We start from the raw sequence: 21,477 nt of genomic DNA on the forward strand, positions 1-21,477 counted from the left end.
TGTTTTTTGATCAGTAAGCAATCGTATTACTTCACTTTACCCAGCCAATACTTATTCTGGATCAGTACATTGTTATTCAGGAACAAAGCCCTGCCCACCGGCCATTTCCAGCCTTCATCATTATACCGGCTTACGGTGAATTTACCACCGTTCTCATCTGGCAGAAAGCCGTTACGCACCATATCGTACCAACGTTGTGCCTCTCCATAAAGCTCGCGGGAACGTTCGCGGAATACTTCATATTTAACATCCCCGTTACCATCCGTATCATCAGCACCTGCACGTCTTCTCACCATATTTATATCGCTGAGTGCAGCACCATCATTCCCCAGGTCGGCATATGCTTCCGCACGCAGGAGGATCAGATCTGCATAACGAAGCAGGATGATATTGGCATCTACCGCAGCACCGGAAAAATTACCGGGATTTTTGTAGTAGATGTTTTCTGCCAGCGGGCCGGCAAATTTGCACAGCACAATTTTGGAGACGTTATCTTCCTGCAACCCGTTGAAATAATATTTCAGTCGCAGGTCATTTTCATCATACAGATCATCGATGAGTTCTTTGTTGAGGATATCCGGTTTATCAGATTTATTCCGGATAAACGGATCTTTCAGGGTGCTGTAATAATAGCCGGTTTCTGTTTGCTGTTCGCCATCAGCTACCTGCATATTGATTTCAAAGATGCCCTCATCGGATTTGCCATGAAATATTTTAGGATACATCGTTGCCGGTAGCAATTGATACCGGCCACTGGCCTCCAGTGAATCAACGGCAGCAATGGCGTTCTTCATATTCTGCTGATCGCTCCCTTTCAACAGAAAATTCTTCCACATATACACATGCGCCAGCAATGCGTAAGCAGCGCCTTTATAAGCCCGCACTGCCTTTTCGTTACCGTTCTTCGCATCCCAGGGCAACAGGTTGATGGCCTGCCGTAAGTCGCTGATACAGGTATCCAGCACCGTCTTTTCGTTAGTACGCGCTACGTTTCCGGAATGTGCAGGGTCGGTATCATACTGGGTGATCAAGGGTACATCTCCCCAGATACGGGTCATATAGAAATAAGTGTATGCCCGCAGGAAATAGGCTTCGCCCAGGAATTTATTCCGGGTGCGTGCAGGCGTTTCCGTGAATGCATTATCAGGAATGTCCGGCACATTGTATAAGATGGTATTAGCCTGCGTAATCACTTTGTAAAAAGCGGTCCAGTTTTGTAAAGGGTCCAGGTAATCTCCCAGGAAATCCGCGGTAGCTGTGCTATGTCCGCCATCAACCAGGAAGCCCAGGTCATACTGATTGTACTTTTCAAATTCATAAGCAGGCAGCGTTCCATAAGCAAAATGCGACATATCGCCGCCAAAGGCCGTATTGGTGGTAAGCGCCCTTCTCAGCATAGCATAGCCGCCAGCAACACCTTGTTCCGCATCACGCTGGTTTTGCCAGAATACATTGTTATAAGGAGAATTGATCGGTTCCTGATCCAGCAATTTCTTACACGATACAAGAGGAGAAAGTAACATCCCTGCCATTGCTACCGTGCATATATTTTTCAGATAATTCATGTCTGCTTCTTTTAAAGATTAAAGACCAATGTTTACACCCAGCGTAAATTTCTTCGGCAATGGATAACCCCCACCGGTATACGTACCTCTTTCATCCACGGCTTCTGCATCAGGTACGCCTGACCGCTGAAACATTTTCAGGTTATCAATTACACCATAGATCTGGAGGTTGCGCATTTTAATGCGGTCCAGCATTTTACGGGGGAAAGTGTAGGAAAGATTGAGGTACTTAATCCTGGCATAACTGCCATCTTCCACAAAAGCCGTAGAAAACGGCAGGAACTGGTAGTAATAACCCGGTGCGTATGGCAACAGCTCTGCATATTTCGCCTGATCACCTTCTTTCTGCCAGGTGTTTATCTTCGCCGGATCCATACCGGCAATAGTGGCCATATCATTTCTCAAACCAACCAGTTTGTTTGAGATATATTTATTATAAATTTCACGCCCAAGCAGGAAGGTCACGAATACTTCCAGGCTGACATTTTTATAAGTAAAAGTATTTGTAAAGCCCCCTGTTACGCGCGGGTTAGGATTACCTCCCTCTACTTTATCATTCCAGTCCCATACATCGTAATCATGGTTCTGATCCACCCAGTTGAAATCACCTGCCTGCACGGTATGATTACCATTCCAATAGGTTGTTTTTTCACCGGTGTAAGGATTGAAAGGAATATCCTTTTCAGACGCATATACGCCATTGCTTTTGATCATGTAAAACTCATTGATCGGACGTCCTTTGGTGAGGATATAAGTGATGCCCAGGTTGTCATCAGATACCACCAGGTCGCGGTTACCGTTCGGCAATGCTGTGATCTGGTTTTTGTTGAAAGAAAGTATCAGGCGGGAGTTCCATTGCACCGCACTGGTAACTGGCAGCAAACGGCCCATAACCGTAAACTCAATCCCGGTGTTACGCAAGCCAACGGAATTGGTATTTACTTTATCATAACCGCTGGTAGATGGCAACAGCAGATCAAACAATGTTTTGGTTTTACCACGGTTGTAGGCATCTACGGTAACATTCAAACGACTGTTGAAGAAGGCTGCATCAAAACCAATATTGGACTGAACAGATTGTTCCCATGTTAAGCCATCCTGTGCCACACCACTGCTGAAGTTGGGCGTTACGGCATTTACACCGTTGTAGGTGCCGGCTTCACCACCGCCATAAGTTCCCTGGTTGATACTGTATGTATTATAAGGCAGGTAATAACCAGTAGGCAAACTACCTGTAACCCCATAACTACCGCGGATCTTCAACATATCTATCCAGGTTTTCAACGGTGCTGCAAAGGGTTCATCCATCACATTCCAACCGGCGGATACAGAGGGGAAATATCCCCAGCGGCTGCTCTTACCAAAACGGGACGAGGCATCGGCACGCCATGCAAAGGACAGCAGGTATTTCTCTTTATAGTCATAGTTAACACGCGCAAAGAAAGATAACATACCGGCAGATTCATAGTTGGAGCCGGAAATCAGGTTACCATAAACATCTTTCAGCGCCAGGTAATTTAAATTGAATCCCTGCACTACTTTCACGTTATCGTTGGTAAGGGCGCCGCTGCCGATACCGGTATATTCATTTCTTACATTATTAATCGTATTACCCAATAATACATTCAGGTGATGATCCTGGCTGAGGATATGGGTGGTATAGTTCAGGGTATTATCCAGGTTTACATTTTCATAGCGACTTTTACTGCTTTGTGCATAGGAAAGACCGGCCATATTGAGTTCCCCCGGCCTGAAAATATCGCGGGAGTTGACACTCGACTGGATAGATCCGACAGAAGAGAAACGCAGGTTCTTCACAATATCATAATTCAGTGTAAGGCTGGCCGTTATATCATCGTTGATATTCTTATCCCGGCCGGAGCTCAGGTCGCCGGTATAATTCTTTCTTTCTATGTCTGATAAATTAAAGAGAGAAGAAAGATACTGTCCGCTGTACAAGGGAATCGCATCTTCACCGGGCGCTTGTCCGCGACCGCGGGACCGGTCACCCCGGCTCAGCCTGAAGAGCGCATCCACACTCAGTTTAGACGACATCTGCATCCCCATCGCCGCAGAAAGTGTATATCTTTTAAAACCGGTTCCTCTGATGATACCATCTTCATCATAGTAGTTACCGCTTACCCGGTAATTCACCAGGTCATTGGCACCGGCAACAGACAGATCATAGTTCTGCACAATACCATTGCGGTAAAAAAGATCCTGCCAGTCGAGTGCGCCTGTAAAAGCAGGATTCAAACTATCTGTGAGCAACATGGGCGGAACAATTTTCATCAACCCGTAACCCAGGTGATTTTGCAGGTAATTCATTTTAAACTGTCTTTCTTCCGCACCACCATAAAATTGTTCAAATTTTGGTTTTTGTGTCATCCCGGCATAAGAAGAAAAATTGAGCTGTGGCTTGCCGGGCTTACCACGCCTGGTTTTGATGATCACTACGCCGTTTGCACCACGGGAACCGTAGATTGCTGCCGCAGAAGCATCTTTCAGGATGTCGATGGATTCAATATCATTTGGGTTCAGACCGGCAATATAATTGGTACCGGTATTGTCAAACGCTGCGGCATCGTCCAGTGAAATGGGGATTCCATCAATCACAAATAAAGGAGCACTTAAAGCCCTTGCATTGTCTACATTACGACTGATATTGGTACTACCCCTGATCACAAATGATCCGCGTACACCCGGCTCCCCGGTAAAGTTCTGCACGTTCAATCCCGCAGCCCGTCCCTGCAATAGCTGATCAAAACTAGGGGAAGGCAGGTTTTCAATTTCCTTTCCCTTTACGCTGGATACCGCTGCCGTTACGGTTTTACGCTTTACTTCCTGGTATCCGATCACCACAACATCTTTCAGACTTTTAGCATCCGGCTTCATGGTAATATTATAATTACCATTGTCTGATACAGTAACCGTTTGTGTTTCGTACCCGATAAAAGAGATGTTCAGTTTATGCGAAGCGCCTTTCAACACCAGGTTGAATTTACCATCCGGTGTGGTGGCAACGCCATTACTGGTGCCTACCTCTTTGATAGACACACCAGGCAAGCCGCTTCCTTTTTCATCTTTTACAATACCGGAAATTTTTTGTTCCTGGGCCCATACCTGCAGGCATAGCAATCCCATGAGTGCTAGTAATAGCAACTTTTTGTTCATAGATTCTGGTTTAGAAATTTAAGCTGGAATGTTCAGGTTGATCAACTGGTCATTACTACCATTCCTTTTTTGGATCATTAAATTTTGGTTGATGCTTAACGATTGTTCACTTTGTTTGCTCACTGATAACAGATTCTATCTTTTTAACGATATGGCATTTTCTGCATACACTTCATTGTTCTACCGCAGAAAAATAGACAGGTTAAAGGAAGAGGAAAAGAAATAAAATTAATTGCGACAATAAAATGACATGTAGAAAAAAAGAAAAATGTTCCAACAGCGATAGCTGAAAAAACAGCAGCCCCAACAAATAAGTTGTCTTGTAGGAAAGGGTTTACATAAAAATTACATCAAACAGGAATATTAAAATAGTATTACAAAATAATCATTTAATATAATATCTCATTCCTGTCATTTACAATATCATGATAATTATAAAATCAGCTATACAGACACCGATTAAACCCTGGTTCAAAATCAATTTCATGGAAATAATGCCTTATTTGTCTTTTATCTGCGGTAAATAGCATTGACTGCCAACTATTAATTATTTTTGCCGGATAAACTTTGGCGCCTGAAAAAAGTACGGAAAATATTATCTGTCGTTTTACTGTGTTTGTTAGGCCTGATCATATTGATAGGGATACTCGTAAACATCCCTGTGGTGCAGAACCTCCTCGTACATGAGGTGGCCAGCCGGCTGTCTGAGCAACTCAATACCCGTGTGGATATTGATCGGGTGAACTTTCGCCTTTTCAACAGCATGCAGCTGGAAGGCACGCTTATCGAAGATCAGCATAAAGATACACTCCTGTACGCGGGCAAACTTGATGTGCGCATTACCGACTGGTTCTTCTTTCAGGATAAACCGATCATCAAATTCATCGGGCTGGAAAACGCCCGGGTAAACCTGCTCCGGCCACGCAACGACTCTGTCTGGAACTATCATTTCCTGGAAGAAGCCTTTGCCCCCACCCAACCGGCAACACCCAGTAAAACACCGTCGAAAGGCATTTCACTGGACCTGAAAAAAATAGACCTCCGCAATATCAGCATCAACCAGGTGGATGCCTGGGTAGGTGAAGACATGACCGGATCGGCCAAACGCATTTACCTGGATGCCAAAAACCTGGACCTCCAAAAACACAATATTGATATCCAGGAGCTGACCATTGATAAACCTTCCTTTATCCTCCGCAGCTATTCTGCTTCCCCCCTCCGGCCCAAAAGACGTATAGCCGCTACCGGTATCCCTGTTCCGGACACCACCCGCTCCCAGGAGCTACGCTGGAACTATGGCAACTGGAAACTGCTGGTAAAAGAGCTGGTGATCAATGATGGCCTCTTTGGTGTAGATCAGCCGGATGATTCCACCAAAATAGTAGCTGGTTATTTTGCACCTCATCATATCCGCTTCGGTAGCATCAACCTGTCGCTGACCAATACCAGCCTGGTGAAAGACAGTGTGATAGGGGATCTTAGCCTGACCACCAAAGAACGCTCCGGCTTCGAGGTGAAAAAACTCACCAGCCGTTTTAAAATGTCGCCCGTGGAAATGGAGTTCTCTCATCTCGACCTGGAAACAAACCGCAGCCACATCGGTGACTATTATACCATGCAATATTCCGATATCAGCGATATGAGCGACTATGTGAACGATGTTTTCATGCAGGCCCGCTTTAAAAACTGTCAGCTGTCATCAGACGATATTGCTTTTTTTGCGCCGCCACTCTCCTCCTGGAAAAAGGCAATTACCCTCAGCGGTAAAGCCCGTGGCCCTGTGAGCAACCTGAAAGCATCCGAAATAGAATTGCAGGCAGGCAGTACCACCCGGCTGAAAGGAAGCCTGGAAATGCGCGGCCTCCCTGATATCTACGAAACCTTTATCGACTTCCACGCGGAAGAACTGGTTACAACCGGCGCGGATGTAATGCAGATCCTGCCCATTGTAAAAGAGGTGAACGCCATCAGGATGGATCGCCTCAACGCCATCCGCTTCCAGGGAAGTTACACCGGCTTTGTGAATGACTTTGTAGCCTATGGCCAGTTCCAGACCAACCTGGGAAACCTCAGCTCGGATCTCAACTTCAAAACCAGCCGCGATATACCCGTATACTCAGGGAGCTTAACCACCACCGACTTTGACGCAGGCGCTTTATTCGATAACAGTAATATCAATAATGTATCACTCAACGCTAAAGTAGATGGCGCAGGATTTAACTTCAAAACCCTGAAAGCCAGCGTAGATGCAGATATACAAAGTATAGGACTGTTTGGCTACAATTATCAGCAGATCAAAACAAAAGGTGAAATGAGCCGTAAATTCTTCAACGGTTCTTTAACAGCCAACGACCCTAACCTTGATATGGACTTTGCCGGGACCATCGATTTTAACGAAGCCCTCCCCATCTTCAGGTTTAACTCCGAGATCAGGAAGGCTGATCTGAAATCACTCCATATCACAGAAGATTCCATTACCCTGCAAGCCAAGCTGGACCTGAACTTCGCCGGAAACAACATAGATAACTTTGATGGGGTGGCCCGTATGTACGAGGTGTCCGCCTTCAAAGACAACCGGCGGCTCGAGTTCGACTCCCTCACAGTATCCACCCACTTCCAGGACCAGGTAAAAGTATTGAGCGTGGAAGGCAGCGAAGTAAGCGGTTATGTAAAAGGTACCTACAGCTTCCTGGACCTCCCGGATGCGTTTAAACTGTTGCTGAATAAATATTATCCCAGCTACTTTACGGCACCGCCCAATATCAATATACAACAGGACTTTACCTTCGCCTTTCAGCTGGGAGAAGTGGCAAAGCTGCTAAGTGGCTTTACCAGGCAGTTCTCCGGCTTTGATAACACAACCGTCCAGGGCGCACTCAATACCATGAATGGTGGCAACCTGGCGCTGAACATCAACATTCCCGAAGCGGCTTACCTCAATTATCATGTGCAGGACCTGCAGGTAAAAGGAGACGGCAATTTCAATAAAGTAAATATCAGTACCAGCATCGGCAAAGTATTGTCCGGCAGCCATGTTATCCTGCAAAACCCGCTGATACTGGCCAGTTCAGGGCATGACACCTCTTTTGTAAAAGTAGATCTCCAGGCACAGGATACCTCTTCACTCGATGGATTTTATGCCCGCGTAATCACGGTACCGGAAGGCGTAAAAGTAAACTTCCTCAACAGCGCCTTTAGCGTAAACGAGCGCCAGTGGAATGTTACACCGGGCAACGAAATATACTGGAGCAAACATTTTCTCACGGTAAAGAATCTGCGCGTTACCCGCAACGATCAAAGCATTACCGTAGAAACCAATGAATTTAATCCCGACGAGTCCAAATTTATTGTCACACTCAAAAGCCTGAACCTTGCAGATGTAATACCGGCGCAGCTCATAGCCACCCGCGTGGAAGGTATTACAGATGGCACTATTCATATTACAGATCCTACCCAGGACCTCGATATCAATACCGCCCTGAGAACGCGGGAACTGCGTATTGACAATGACTCTATCGGTGTACTGAATTTCGACGGCACCTACCGGCACAATACTGGCACCGCCACCTTTGCCGTGAAGTCTGACAACGAAGGAAAGAATTTCCTGGCGCAGGGTAAAATAGGTTTGTCTGCCAGCAATAAGGATATCGACGCCAGCATAGACCTGAACGGCACTTCCATCAGCCTGCTCAGTAAGTACCTGACGGGATATGTATCCGATCTCACTGGTGCGGTCAGCGGTAAAGTAAACATCACCGGCACTACAAACCAGCCAAGCGTAAAAGGCAACCTGGAACTGGATACCGTAGCCGTTACCGTCGATTACCTGGGCACCCGGTATAAAATACCCAAACTGAATGTAAACATCGATGATAACCTGATCGAATTCGGCAACTTCACCATCGTTGATAAATACAATACCGCAGGCACTGCCAGCGGTTATATCAGCCATGATCACTTTGATAAACTGAATTTTGATTTTGATGTAACAGGAAGAAAATTCCTCTTCCTCAACACCAGTGCTGCCGATAACGATTTGTTTTATGGAGATGTTATTGCAGATGGTAAAGTATATTTTTCCGGACCGCTCAATGATATGCAGATGCACATCGTTGCGCGTCCTATCAAAGGAACCCATTTCTATCTGCCCATGTCCGACAGCAAGGATATTGGTAAATATGACTACATCACTTTCAAATCATACGGCACAGAAATAAAGGATACCAAAAAGAAAAAAGATAATACCAAACTGACCGTTAAACTGGACATCGCCGCCAATCCGGATGCACAGATAGATGTGATCCTGGACGCCACCACCGGCGATATTATTTCTGCCAACGGTACCGGAAACCTTCAGATCACTGTGAATACGCAAGGCGATTTCAACATATTCGGTAACTATGAGATCAACAACGGTTCCTACAACTTTACGTTTCAACGCCTCACCAGCTGGAAGTTTGATATAGAAAAAAACAGCACCATCACCTGGAATGGCGACCCGCAGGAAGCAAAAGTAAATATCACGGCCAAATATTCATTACCAAAGGTGAGCCTCTACAACCTGCTGGGACAGGCCGCCACCATGGCTGCCAACGATAAACTGGCCACCCGTACAGAAAAAGTGGATGTATTGATTAATCTCCGCGGTGCACTCCTGAAGCCGGATATATCTTATACCATTGAGTTGCCCGAAGTAGGGAGTCTCTCCTATGAAAGTGGTGTGGCCGCTAAACTCAAAGAGATCAACAACGATCAGAATAAAGCATTGCTACAGGTATATGGACTACTACTCTTTAACCAGTTCCTCCCGGACGATGCCGCCACCAATGCAGCAGCCAATGTGGGTATTACCGGCAAAAACAGTGTAGGACAGGCACTCTCCGCGCAGGCATCGGCCATCCTGAACAATATTACCGGCGCCCTGCTGAAAGGTAGCGGTATCGGTGTAAACGTAAACTACCGCGCATACAATGTAGGCGGCCCCGGTGTGCAGGACAATTCTTCTGTAGACCGCAACCAGGTGAGCGCCGGCATTACCAGCACCTTATTCAATAACCGGTTCAGGCTATACGCCGGTGGCGACTACGACTGGGGTAAAACCTCCACGTCCGCCAACGCCAACCGTTTTGCCGGCGACTTCCGCATAGAATACCTCCTCACCCCGGATGGGCGCTTCCGTATCAATGCCTTCAGTAAATCTGATTATGATGTGTACAACCTCAACAACCGGACGAAATCCGGCGTAGGCATCTCTTATATCCGGGAATACAACCGCTTCAATGAATTATTTAACAGGCGCAGAAGCCGCACGCCGTTATTAGATTCCCTCCGTCGGGCAGCAGCCCTAAAGGAACAGGATAAAAAGGACCAGGATAAGCAGGATTTATAGGATTAATAAGATGGGTGTTTTGCTGTTTAATATTAAACAACAAAACACCCATCCTCTTAATCCTATAATCTTTAAATCCTGGTCAGCCTTTCATAATCTCATGCCCCAGCTTATCTCTTTTGGTACGGAGATAATTTTCATTGTGGGGGTTAGAATGTATTTCGATGGGAACATTTTCCACTACTTCCAGGCCATAGCCGCTTAATCCGGCTCTTTTCCGTGGATTATTGGTGATGAGGCGTAATTTGGTGATGTTAAGATGACGGAGGATCTGTGCGCCTACGCCATAATCACGTTCATCCATTTTAAAGCCCAGTTCCAGGTTTGCTTCTACGGTATCCAGTCCTTCTTCCTGAAGCTTGTAGGCTTTCAGTTTATTCATCAAACCAATACCGCGGCCTTCCTGGTTCATATATAAGATAAGGCCCTTGCCTTCCTTTTCCACCATTTGCATGGCGGCGTGGAGCTGTTCACCACAGTCGCAACGCAGGGAGTGCAGGATATCGCCGGTTACACAGGAAGAGTGTACGCGTACCAGTACGGGTTCGTCTTTGGTCCATTCTCCTTTCTTCAGCGCCATATGTATTTCGCCGGAGTTTACCTGTTTAAAGGCTACGAGTTCAAAGTTGCCGTATTGGGTAGGCATCTGTACCCTTACACCTTCTTCTATCAGCGTTTCTGTGCTGAGGAGATAAGCGATCAGGTCTTGTATGGAAATGAGTTTCAGGTCGAATTTGTCGGCAATTTCACGTAGCTGTGGCAAACGGGCCATGGAGCCGTCTTCGTTCATAATTTCCACGAGTACGCCGGCAGGTTCAAAACCAGCCAGGCGGGCCAGGTCTATGGTGGCTTCTGTGTGGCCGGAACGGCGTAATACGCCGCCGGTTTTGGCTTTCAGCGGAAAAATGTGTCCGGGCTTACCGAGGTGTTCCGAGCGGGTGTTCGGATCTATCAGCGCCTGTACGGTTTTCGCCCTGTCATGGGCAGAGATGCCTGTAGTACAGCCATGTCCCAGCAGATCAACGGAAACGGTGAAAGGTGTCTGGTGCAAAGCCGTATTATCACGTACCATCAGCTCCAGTCCCAGTTCATCGCAGCGTTCTTCTACCAGCGGTGCACAGATCAGGCCACGGCCGTATGTACTCATAAAGTTGATGATCTCCGGTGTTACATTACGGGCGGCAGTAACAAAGTCGCCTTCATTCTCACGGTCTTCATCATCCACTACGATTACTAGCTTGCCGTTTTTTATATCTTCTATTGCTGCTTCTATTTTATCTAACATATTATATTCCCTCCGGGTCAGAAATGTTGAATTGCGCAAAGTTACGACATATAGGTGTTAAATGATACGTTAAACTCCGACCTTTTCCCGTTAAAAAAACCCTGGCAATATGTTAATTATACAGACAAATTTTAACATATAATGTTATATCTATATTAATTCGGTATTATACACTTCAGCAGGCAAAAAGTTCAATGTGGACAAAGGTTTCATGCATTAACAATAACATAAATTTGACGGATCATAATTTTTAAAGAAATTATTGAATAAACGCATTGTGAATACACGTTTCCACCCTGTTATGTCAAAACATTTTATCAAGTGTTGTGTTATCTTTCACGGCTTAACAATTTGTTAATTTGGCGTTAAATTTTAACCAGGATTTTTTGGCACCTTTGCGGCATAAAACAAACTTCTCTCATCATGGGATTTAGAAAATTACTCTTTACATTTTCATTGTTATTGTCAACCTTCCTTACTTATGCACAGGTTACAACCAGTAGCATCACCGGTGTTGTAACAGATGCCAAAGGCGAGGGTTTGATCGGGGCTACCGTTAAAGCCACCCACACACCTACCGGAACAATATATGGTACTACCACCCGGAATGCCGGTGAGTTTACAATCCCCAACGTTCGTGTTGGCGGACCTTATAAACTGGAAGTATCCTATATCAGTTATTCTACTGAAACTTACAACGACATCTTCCTAAGCCTGGGTACACCATTGAAAATGAATGTAAAACTAACTGAAGGCACTACCAGCCTGAAAGAAGTAAGCATCACCGCTACCAAAAACATTGCCCAGGGTAATGGCGGTACGGCACTCAACATCTCCCGTACGCAAATAGACAACATCCCTACGGTAAACAGAAGTGTACAGGATTTCGTAAAAATGAGTCCACAGGCAGCGGTTTCTACCAACGGTAAAGATGGTTCCCCTATGGGTATCTCCTTTGGTGGCCAAAGTAACAAATACAACCAGTTTGCGGTAGATGGTGCAGTCACCAACGACGTATTCGGCTTATCTGCTTCCGGCACCAATGGCGGCCAGGCAGGAGCTAACCCGATTTCCATCGAAACAATAGATCAGTTACAGGTAGTACTGAATCCATACGATGTTAAACAAAGCGGCTTCACCGGCGGTGGTATCAATGCGATCACTAAAAGTGGTACGAACGAATTACACGGCGCCGCCTATTTATATTACCAGGACCAGGGCCTGGTAGGTAAAGCACCGGACTCTACAAGAATGGGTTACGGCAGCTTCAATAATAAAATTTTCGGTGCCAGCCTCGGCGGTCCGATCATCAAAAATAAACTGTTCTTCTTCGCAAATGCGGAAAGATCTGTCAGACATAATCCCATCGACTTTAACCCCGGAGCAGGTGCTTCAAACGTAACGGTTGATGAAATGAAAAGTGTGTATGATTTCGTAAAAACCAAGTATAATGTTGATCTTGGCGGCTACACGGATCAGCAACGTGAAAAACCGGCTACTACCCTGTTTGGTCGTATTGACTGGAATATCAACAGCGTGCATAAACTGACCCTGCGTCATAACTACCTGAATGCCAGCGATCTGGTTTACAGCAGAACCAATACCTCCGCTGCTTTCTTTAATAGCTACTATACCTTTCCTTCAAAAAGTAATTCAAGCGTGATTGAATTAAACTCTAACTTCTCCAATAAGCTGAGTAATGAGTTAAGGGTAGGATATAATAATGTGAAAGACCGGAGGATATATAACGGCCAACCATTCCCCAATGTTACGATTAACGATAATGGTCGTACTATTAACATAGGCAGTGAGTTTTCTTCTACCGCCAACGCCCTGGATCAGAGTATCTGGACTATCACAGATAACCTGACCATGTACCGTGGCAAACACACTATCACAGTTGGCGCCAATGCTGAAATTTATAAAATCAAAAACACCTTTATCCAGGCAGCTTTCGGTGCTTATGTATATGATTCTATCGCAGGATTCATCAATGACCTGAAACCCAGACAGTATCAGATCAACTATACCACCGCAGATTCTACCCTGAGAGAAGGTGTAGGCTTCAAAGCTGCGCAGATCGGCATTTATGCACAGGACGAATGGAATATCAGAAGAAATTTCACCCTGACTTATGGTGTGAGAATAGATATGCCCATCTTCCCAACCACACCACCTGATAACGAATCATTCTCCAAAAATCCAAACTTTGCCGGATATTCCACCACCACCATTCCTAAGTCAAGACTATTGGTGGCACCACGTGTTGGTTTTTCATGGGACGTAACGAATGACGGTAAAACAATTATCCGTGGTGGTGTAGGTATTTTCACCGGCCGTGTACCTTTTGTATGGATTTCCAACCAGTACGCTAACACGGGTAACGTATATACAAACGTGAACCTGAGCGGCGCCGGATTACCCGATGCATTCCGTTTCAACTACGACGGAAACAGCCCTTTCTACGGTCAGTACTCTGCGGCCAACCTCACTGCAATGGGCGCAAACGTAGGCAGCAGACCTTCCAACATCAACCTGTCTGATAAGAACTTTAAGTTCCCGCAGATGTTCAAAACCAACCTGGCTATTGAAAGACAACTGCCATGGGGTATGCACGCTACACTGGAAGGTAACTTTACCAAAACTATCAACAACGTTATCTGGAATAACCTGAACGTATATGAAACAGGAGACAGTATTGCACTGGGTGGTAATGTGAATAGACCATTATGGAAGAAAAAAGATCCTAACGCCGGTGACCAGATCCTGTTGTTAAAAAATACCAACGAAGGTTATACCTACAATATTTCCGGTGAGCTGACCAAAGTAACATCCAACGGTCTGTTTTTCAAGGTAGGTTACTCTTATGGTGATTCTTACTCCGTGAATGATGGTACTTCTTCTACCGCTGCCTCCAACTGGCGCTTTGGACCAAACATCAATGGTTTGAATAACCTTGAAATGGCACGCTCCAACTATAGTATGGGTAGTCGCGTACTTGCAGTGGTTTCCAAAGCCTTTACCTATGGTAAAGAAAAACAATTCCGTACTTCTGTTTCCCTGTTCTATAATGGTCAGTCAGGCATACCTTACTCCTGGGTATATTTCAACAGTGTTGACCCAACCGGTGATGACCTGGGTAGCAGTGGTAACAATGACCTGATCTATATCCCCAAGGCTACGGAAATAAGCACCATGCGCTTTGATCCTATTACTCAGCGGAACTCTGCCGGTGCAGTTATCTACACCCGTTCCGAAGCTGAACAGAGACAAGACTTCGAACGCCTGGTTAGCAACGATAGCTACCTGAGCAAACATCGTGGTGAAAATGCCGCTAAAAATGCTATTCGTACGCCGTTCGAAAATATCTTCGACTTCAAAGTAGCGCAGGTATTACCTATCTACAAAAAACATAAAGTAGAAATTACTTTTGATATCCTGAACGTAGGCAACCTGTTGAACAGCGACTGGGGTAAAACCTATTTCATTGCCAACAACGCATCTACTCCGCTCACATACAGGAAATCTGATGCTAACGGCCCGTTATTCCAATATGACAGAAGAAGGGTTGTAAATGGTTATGGTGAAGAAACGCCTTACTATATTAACAACTTTACTGCCCGCTGGAGAGGCCAGCTCGGTCTTCGCTACAGCTTCTAATGTAATTAAATATCTTTTTTGAAGAAGCCGTCCCATAATTATGGGGCGGCTTCTTTTTTACAATAAAACCATGCCCCTCCCCGTTATATTTCAAATCCAAACCCTTGTCCTATATCCGCTTTACCATGCAGTTCTTTACGTGCATGATCCCTTTTATAAAAAGTACTGCACAGAACATTGTTCCCAATCCGGGCTTTGAGGATGTGAATATCTGTACAGAATACCATGCACCCTGTGCCCCCAGCGCCTGGGAGTCAACAGCACCGCATATCAGCAAAATAATTTATAAAGAAGACAAAGGGCAACACTACCTCACCCTCACCACACAAAGCAGGATTAACCCGGATTTCCGGTCGTATTGCCAGACAACACTGCTATGCCCGCTGCAGCAGGGCCAAACCTATACGCTGCGCATGTACACCAGGAACAACCACGACGAGCTACCACTCACGGATATACGATTTGATACCGCTGCCGTGTTCCGCAACGCTACCAGTATGCTGAACCTGAAGCCTTCCCTGCAACTCACTTCAAAGAACATTGCCGGACAATACCATAACTGGACCATCCTGGAGAAAACATTCGTAGCAGACAAAAACGCTACACATCTTATCATAGGCAATTTTCAAAGAAAAACGCACCCGGCGAAAGGTGAATCTTACCTCTACCTGGACAGTGTTACCATCACCCCGTTATCCGGTAAGATATGTGCCGATGCAGATTCCATCAAAGCGCAACTATATGCCTACCATAACCGGCACTCCTTTTACCTGACAAGTAGCCCCACCGAAGAAGCATATACCCGGATGCCGGCCCGCGCACCGTTACCACAGGCGGTGTTTCAGCGCAGTGGCCAATGCGATACTTTATTGCTGAAAAGTGATTTCTTCCTGCCGCATAGTAAAAACATCAACCCCTCTTATGTAGGCCAACTGGATAAAATGTTGAAAGTAGCACACAACGACGTACGTAATAAAATAGGGCTCACCGGTTATGCACACCGGTCGGCGAATAAAAAATACAACGAGATCATTGCACAGGACCGGGCCAATGAAGTAGCCAAATACTTTGTTTATCAGCAGGGATACAGCTTCGACGATTTTACCATTGCCGGTGCAGATGGCACTGCACCCGACGGAGACACCAGCGAACTGGTCATGCTGGTCAGCTGCCAGCCTGCTCCCGAAGTAACGGTACCGGACATACGAACAGATACCCTGATTATTCCCGACCTGCTCTTTAAAGTAAACAGCAGCGAACTTAATGTCCATATGCTCCTGTCCATGGACAGCCTGATAAGCAAAATACCGGTAAATGATAGTATAGCCGTTTCCGTTACCGGCCACACCGACAATACAGGTACCGGTGAATACAACCAGGAGCTGTCTATGCGCAGAGCGGGCACTGTAGCAGATTATATCCGGAATAAAAAACCGGGGGCTGTCATCAGTGAGGTGAATGGTATGGGAGAATCTATGCCGGTGGCAGACAATAATACCGTTGAAGGGAGAAGAAAAAACCGGAGAGTAGAAATCGTGCTCTATTATCTCCCGAAAAAAAATTAACTAAAATAAGATAACCGCAAAAAGGTATTGAAAGCTGTTTTCCAGGTAGCAGTATCATGACGACCACCTGCTATTTCCAGGTAATGAATATCCGTATCCATGCGGTACCCTTTCTGTTGCAGCTCCTGCATCAGGTCCTGCGTATCGTCAATACTGTCGATAATGCCGTTGTTGTTGCGGTCATCCGTTTCGTCGGCGGTACCACATTGAAAAAAGAACTGCAACCCTGGATGATAATCCCCTTCGCGGATCAGGCGATGCATGATCCGGTGGTCATGATCGTTGTAATCTTCATTCAGCTCATGGCTACGCCACCACAATGCACCGGAAAGTACACCGGCCATACTAAAAATACCGGGATGCTGCCATACAATATCAAGTGCAGACAACCCACCGAGCGAAAAGCCCGCAAAGGCACGCCGGGTAAAGGTTACATTACTGTATTCCTTTTCCAGGAAAGGCAGCAGCTCCTCCATAATAAAACGGGTGTAATCCGCAGCCCTGTTGCCCTGCCCCAGGTAATCCGCCTCCGCAGCGGTGCCATACTCCAGACGCCGCTTGGGACCCGCGTGGATAGCCACGATAAACACAGCAGGCATCCCCTGTTCCAGCATTTCAGGCAGGTCCTGCCCGTCATTCACCAATAGCAGCGGTAACTGGCTTATTCCAGGGTGATACACGTCCATAGTCACTTCCCGCAGGATAAACCTGGAAAACAAACGTTGATGGAAGATCTTCATCTCAACAATTTACCAATAAACCAATAATCTTTTTTAAATTTAACTAAACACTTTCCCTTGACAGAAAACTATTACAAATGGCATTCGCCCAATCTGGGAAAGGAATTCGAGATGCTGGTGTTCGGTGACAGCGGGTTTCCATTACTCCTCTTCCCTACCTCCATGGGTCGCTACTATGAAAGTAAAGACCGTGGCCTGATAGATGCTATCAGCTGGTTTATTGAGGAAGGCCGCGTGAAAGTATATTGCCCCGATAGTATTGATGCCAGCAGCTGGTACAACAAAAGTATTGCCCCGCAATACAGAGCGTATAACCATACCTGTTATGACAAACTCCTGCTGGAAGAAATTCTTCCCCGTATGGAAGCAGAAACCGGTATGAACCGCATCGTGGCCACCGGATGTAGTTTCGGCGGTTTCCATGCAGCCAATTTTGCTTTCCGTCATCCGGAAAAAGTATCGTACCTGTTTAGTCTCAGCGGTATTTTCGACATCAAACCACGGATGGACGGCTATTACGACGATAACGTATATTTCAATAATCCGGCAGACTTTATGACGGATAATCAACAGGCAGACCTATGGCGGATGGGCATCGTATTAGGCGTAGCAGATACCGATGTAACCCGCCCGCAAAATGAGCAGATGTCGGGTATCCTGGCAGCAAAAAACATCACCCACTGGCTGGACGTACGTCCGCATACCCTGCACGACTGGCCCGTATGGCGCGAAATGCTGCCGCATTATCTATCACTCATCAAGTAAGGACTATGAAAAAAATAGGCATTCTTTTCGGACAGGAAGACACCTTCCCACAGGCATTTGTGGATCGTGTTAACCGCATCAATCCACCCGGCATTTTCGCAGAATTTGTAACCATCGATAAAGTGTTGCAGGGCGCCGATTGCGGCTACGCCGTAATCCTGGACCGTATTTCACAGGATGTACCCTTTTACCGCGCCTTCCTGAAAAATGCGGCCGCCGCCGGCACTGCAGTGATCAACAACCCTTTCTGGTGGAGTGCTGATGATAAATTCTTTAACAATGCACTGGCACAAAAAATAGGCGTAAATGTACCCCGCACCGTACTGCTGCCTTCCAACGCATTACCCGATAATACCACCGATAAATCTTTCCGCAACCTCGTTTACCCATTCGACTGGAACACCATTTTCGATTACATCGGGTTTCCGGCTTATATGAAGCCCTATGCAGGCGGTGGCTGGAAGCATGTTTATCAGTTAGATGACAAAGAAGACTTCTTCCGTAAACACAGCGAAACCGGGCAACTGGTGATGATGTTGCAGGAAGAAATTGATTTCAGCCAGTATTACCGCTGCTACTGCATTGGCGGAAAAGAAGTACGCATTATGCCTTACAATCCAAGGAATACCCCTAATCTCCGCTACCAGGCGGATTTTAAAGGTAGTTCGGCACTAATGGAACAGATCACCGAACAGGTGCTTACGCTGAATCAGTACCTGGGTTATGATTTCAATACGGTGGAAATAGCCGTACGCAGTGAAGTACCCTACGCTATTGACTTCTGCAATCCCGCACCCGATGCAGACCTACCGTCTGTTGGAGAAGAAAATTTTGAATGGGTGGTGGAAACCAGCGCCCATTATGCCATTGAAAGGGCCATTGCCCAAAAACCGGGGAAAGACAATCTTACCTGGGGCAAATTTGTACAACGCACACCGCCCAGAGCCAGGAAAGAAGCAGCTCCCAAACCCAAAAAGGAAACCGTGCCTAAACCAAAGAAAGCAACCAAAACAACCGCAAAGAAAGCGATCACATCTCCCAAAAAAATTACCGCTAAAAAACAGTCAAAAGAAAAATAAATCTTTTATCTCCGCAACTCCGTTATTCATACGTAATTTTACCTTATTACGTAAAAACTATCAATATGTTCAGGGCGTTTACGCTGGGTATAGAAGAAGAATACATGGTGATGGACCCCCGCACCCGGGAGCTACGGTCACACGAACAAAAGATCGTAGAACAGGCGCATAAAGTGATCAACGACCAGGTGAAAGCAGAATTTCATCAGGCCGTAGTGGAAGTGGGTACACAGATCTGTGCCAACATACATGAAGCCCGGAAAGATGTGGCCTTCTTACGCCGTACCATCGCACAAATAGCCGGCGATCTTGGTTTCAGCATCGGCGCATCGGGTACACACCCCTTCAGCAAGTGGGAAAAGCAACTGATCACCGATCATCCCCGCTATTTCGAAATCGTAAATGAAATGCAGGATGCCGCCCGCTCTAACCTGATTTTCGGACTGCACGTGCATGTAGGCATGGAAAACCGGGAGATGGCACTTCATATAGCCAACTCCGTTAGATACTTCTTACCGCATATTTTTGCGCTCAGTACCAACTCCCCTTTCTGGGAAGGTCGTAACACCGGCTTCAAATCCTTCCGTACCAAGGTTTTTGACAAATTTCCCCGTACCGGCATCCCCGATTATTTTGCCAGCATTGAAGAATATGATAACTACATCAAGCTGCTGGTAAAAACAAATTGTATAGATAATGCCAAAAAAGTATGGTGGGATCTGCGGGTACATCCATTCTTCAACACGGTGGAATTCCGCATTTGCGATGTGCCCATGTCACTCGATGATACGATCACAATCGCGGGTCTTTTCCAGGCGGTATGTGCAAAGATTTACAAGCTGCGCATGCAGAACCTCAACTTCATCATCTACAACCGCGCGCTGGTAAACGAAAACAAATGGCGCGCATCCCGCTATGGTATTGATGGTAACCTCATAGACTTTGGTAAGGAGATGGAAGTGAACACACGGGCACTCATATACGAATTACTCGATTTCGTAGATGATGTGGTGGATGATCTGGGCAGCCGCGAAGTAATCCAGTCCACCACCAATATCCTGGAAAAAGGTACCGGGGCAGACCGGCAACTCAAAAAATTTGAGGAAACCAACGACCTCGTGGCAGTGACGGATTTTATTCAGGGGCAATTTCTAAAGGGCTGTGACCAGGATTGACCAGGATTAAAAGGATTAAAAGATTTATAGGATGGGTGTTTTGTTGAAAGATTTTGTCGAAAGGCTTATTATATCATAAATATAAAATCATTCAACAAAACACCCATCCTTTTAAATCCTAAAATCCTTTAATCTTGGTCAATTGTTTTAATTTTGCACTATGCATCCAATTAAAAACAACTGGAAGGTGGCAGTGCTGGATATGTATGAAGGCGTACCAAATGAAGGTATGCGTTGTATCCGGGAAATTTTGTCTCAATATGCGGACATGCATGCGCTGGACTTACAATTTGATGAATTTGAGGTGCGGCAACATCAACAATTGCCGGATACTTCTTACGATATTTATATTTCAACGGGCGGCCCAGGCAGCCCGGTAGACAGTGAAGGCAGTGATTGGGAACGCGCTTATTTCTCCCTGGTAGAAGACCTCTTGGAATGGAACCGCACCCAGGAACAGAAAAAACCGGTGTTTTTTATCTGTCACTCCTACCAGATCATGTGTCGCTATTACCAACTCGGCAATGTGTGCAGGCGGAAGTCACCCGCATTTGGCGTTTTCCCCGTACATAAAACAGCGGCAGGTATGCGGGAACAGGTTTTCAGCGCCCTCCCCGATCCGTTTTATATTGTAGACAGCCGCAACTGGCAGGTGATAGAACTGAACTACGAAAACCTGCAAGCCATGGGCGGACACGTACTGGCCCTCGAAAAAGAAAGGCCGCATGTTCCGTTGGAACGCGCTACCATGGCCATCCGGTTTAATGAACACTTCATCGGCACACAATTTCATCCGGAAGCGGATGCCGATGGAATGCACATGTACCTCCTGCAGGACGAAAAGAAAAAACAGGTAGTGGATAACCATGGCCCTGAAAAATACCACAGCATGCTGCAACAACTGACAAGCCCCGATAAGATCATGCTCACCCACGACCGGTTTATTACGGCCTTCCTGGATTATGCTATATACGGGGCGCTGTCTGAAAGACTGGCGGCGATTAAACATTTAGTGGAAGTGCCCGTCCATAATGATGATGAAAACACGTATTTCTAATCTTCATCTTCATGCGTCATTTG

Annotated in this window: 11 protein-coding genes; 7 read left to right on the top strand and 4 right to left on the bottom strand. The window is 46.0% G+C overall.

Annotated features, from left to right (window positions below; genetic code table 11):
- Positions 1–26: 26 nt before the first annotated feature.
- Together ABQ275_RS16265 and ABQ275_RS16270 are read right to left on the bottom strand one after the other, a co-directional pair.
- The gene (locus ABQ275_RS16265; protein ID WP_349314207.1) at positions 27–1,565 is read right to left on the bottom strand and encodes a RagB/SusD family nutrient uptake outer membrane protein; all 1,539 of its coding nucleotides are present in this window, start codon (positions 1,563–1,565) and stop codon (positions 27–29) included.
- An 18-nt stretch (positions 1,566–1,583) separates the two neighbouring features.
- On the bottom strand, positions 1,584–4,739 hold the full coding sequence (locus tag ABQ275_RS16270) for a SusC/RagA family TonB-linked outer membrane protein (protein WP_349314208.1): 3,156 nt from the start codon (positions 4,737–4,739) through the stop codon (positions 1,584–1,586).
- Between the two features lie 553 nt (positions 4,740–5,292).
- On the opposite strand from ABQ275_RS16270, the gene ABQ275_RS16275 reads away from it, so the two are divergent.
- Positions 5,293–10,128: a translocation/assembly module TamB domain-containing protein gene (locus ABQ275_RS16275; protein WP_349314209.1), complete on the top strand. Its 4,836-nt coding sequence runs from the start codon at positions 5,293–5,295 to the stop codon at positions 10,126–10,128.
- 82 nt (positions 10,129–10,210) lie between these two features.
- Here ABQ275_RS16275 and ABQ275_RS16280 read toward each other — a convergent pair whose 3' ends face one another.
- Positions 10,211–11,413: a bifunctional 3,4-dihydroxy-2-butanone-4-phosphate synthase/GTP cyclohydrolase II gene (locus tag ABQ275_RS16280; RefSeq protein WP_349314210.1), complete on the bottom strand. Its 1,203-nt coding sequence runs from the start codon at positions 11,411–11,413 to the stop codon at positions 10,211–10,213.
- Between the two features lie 423 nt (positions 11,414–11,836).
- Between ABQ275_RS16280 and ABQ275_RS16285 the strand changes: the two genes are divergently transcribed.
- Positions 11,837–15,073 carry a carboxypeptidase regulatory-like domain-containing protein gene (locus tag ABQ275_RS16285; RefSeq protein ID WP_349314211.1) on the top strand — a complete coding sequence of 1,079 codons (3,237 nt, stop codon included), beginning with the start codon at positions 11,837–11,839 and terminating at the stop codon, positions 15,071–15,073.
- 125 nt (positions 15,074–15,198) lie between these two features.
- Positions 15,199–16,638 carry an OmpA family protein gene (locus tag ABQ275_RS16290; protein WP_349314212.1) on the top strand — a complete coding sequence of 480 codons (1,440 nt, stop codon included), beginning with the start codon at positions 15,199–15,201 and terminating at the stop codon, positions 16,636–16,638.
- On the opposite strand, the gene ABQ275_RS16295 is transcribed toward ABQ275_RS16290, so the two are convergent.
- Positions 16,635–17,378, bottom strand: coding sequence for an alpha/beta hydrolase-fold protein (locus ABQ275_RS16295; RefSeq protein WP_349314213.1), 744 nt, complete (start codon positions 17,376–17,378; stop codon positions 16,635–16,637). The genes ABQ275_RS16290 and ABQ275_RS16295 overlap by 4 nt on opposite strands.
- Positions 17,379–17,435: 57 nt before the next feature.
- On the opposite strand from ABQ275_RS16295, the gene ABQ275_RS16300 reads away from it, so the two are divergent.
- The 4 genes from ABQ275_RS16300 to ABQ275_RS16315 all read left to right on the top strand — a co-directional run bounded on the left by ABQ275_RS16300 (position 17,436) and on the right by ABQ275_RS16315 (position 21,454).
- Positions 17,436–18,143, top strand: coding sequence for an alpha/beta hydrolase-fold protein (locus ABQ275_RS16300; protein WP_349314214.1), 708 nt, complete (start codon positions 17,436–17,438; stop codon positions 18,141–18,143).
- Positions 18,144–18,148: 5 nt separating this feature from the next.
- On the top strand, positions 18,149–19,222 hold the full coding sequence (locus ABQ275_RS16305) for a hypothetical protein (protein WP_349314215.1): 1,074 nt from the start codon (positions 18,149–18,151) through the stop codon (positions 19,220–19,222).
- A gap of 65 nt (positions 19,223–19,287) precedes the next feature.
- Positions 19,288–20,397, top strand: coding sequence for a carboxylate-amine ligase (locus ABQ275_RS16310; RefSeq protein WP_349314216.1), 1,110 nt, complete (start codon positions 19,288–19,290; stop codon positions 20,395–20,397).
- Positions 20,398–20,557: 160 nt separating this feature from the next.
- Positions 20,558–21,454 (top strand): glutamine amidotransferase-related protein, encoded by an 897-nt coding sequence (locus ABQ275_RS16315; protein ID WP_349314217.1) that lies wholly within the window; start codon positions 20,558–20,560, stop codon positions 21,452–21,454.
- Positions 21,455–21,477: the final 23 nt, after the last annotated feature.

The organism is Chitinophaga sp. MM2321 (assembly GCF_964033635.1).
Taxonomy (GTDB): Bacteria; Bacteroidota; Bacteroidia; order Chitinophagales; family Chitinophagaceae; genus Chitinophaga.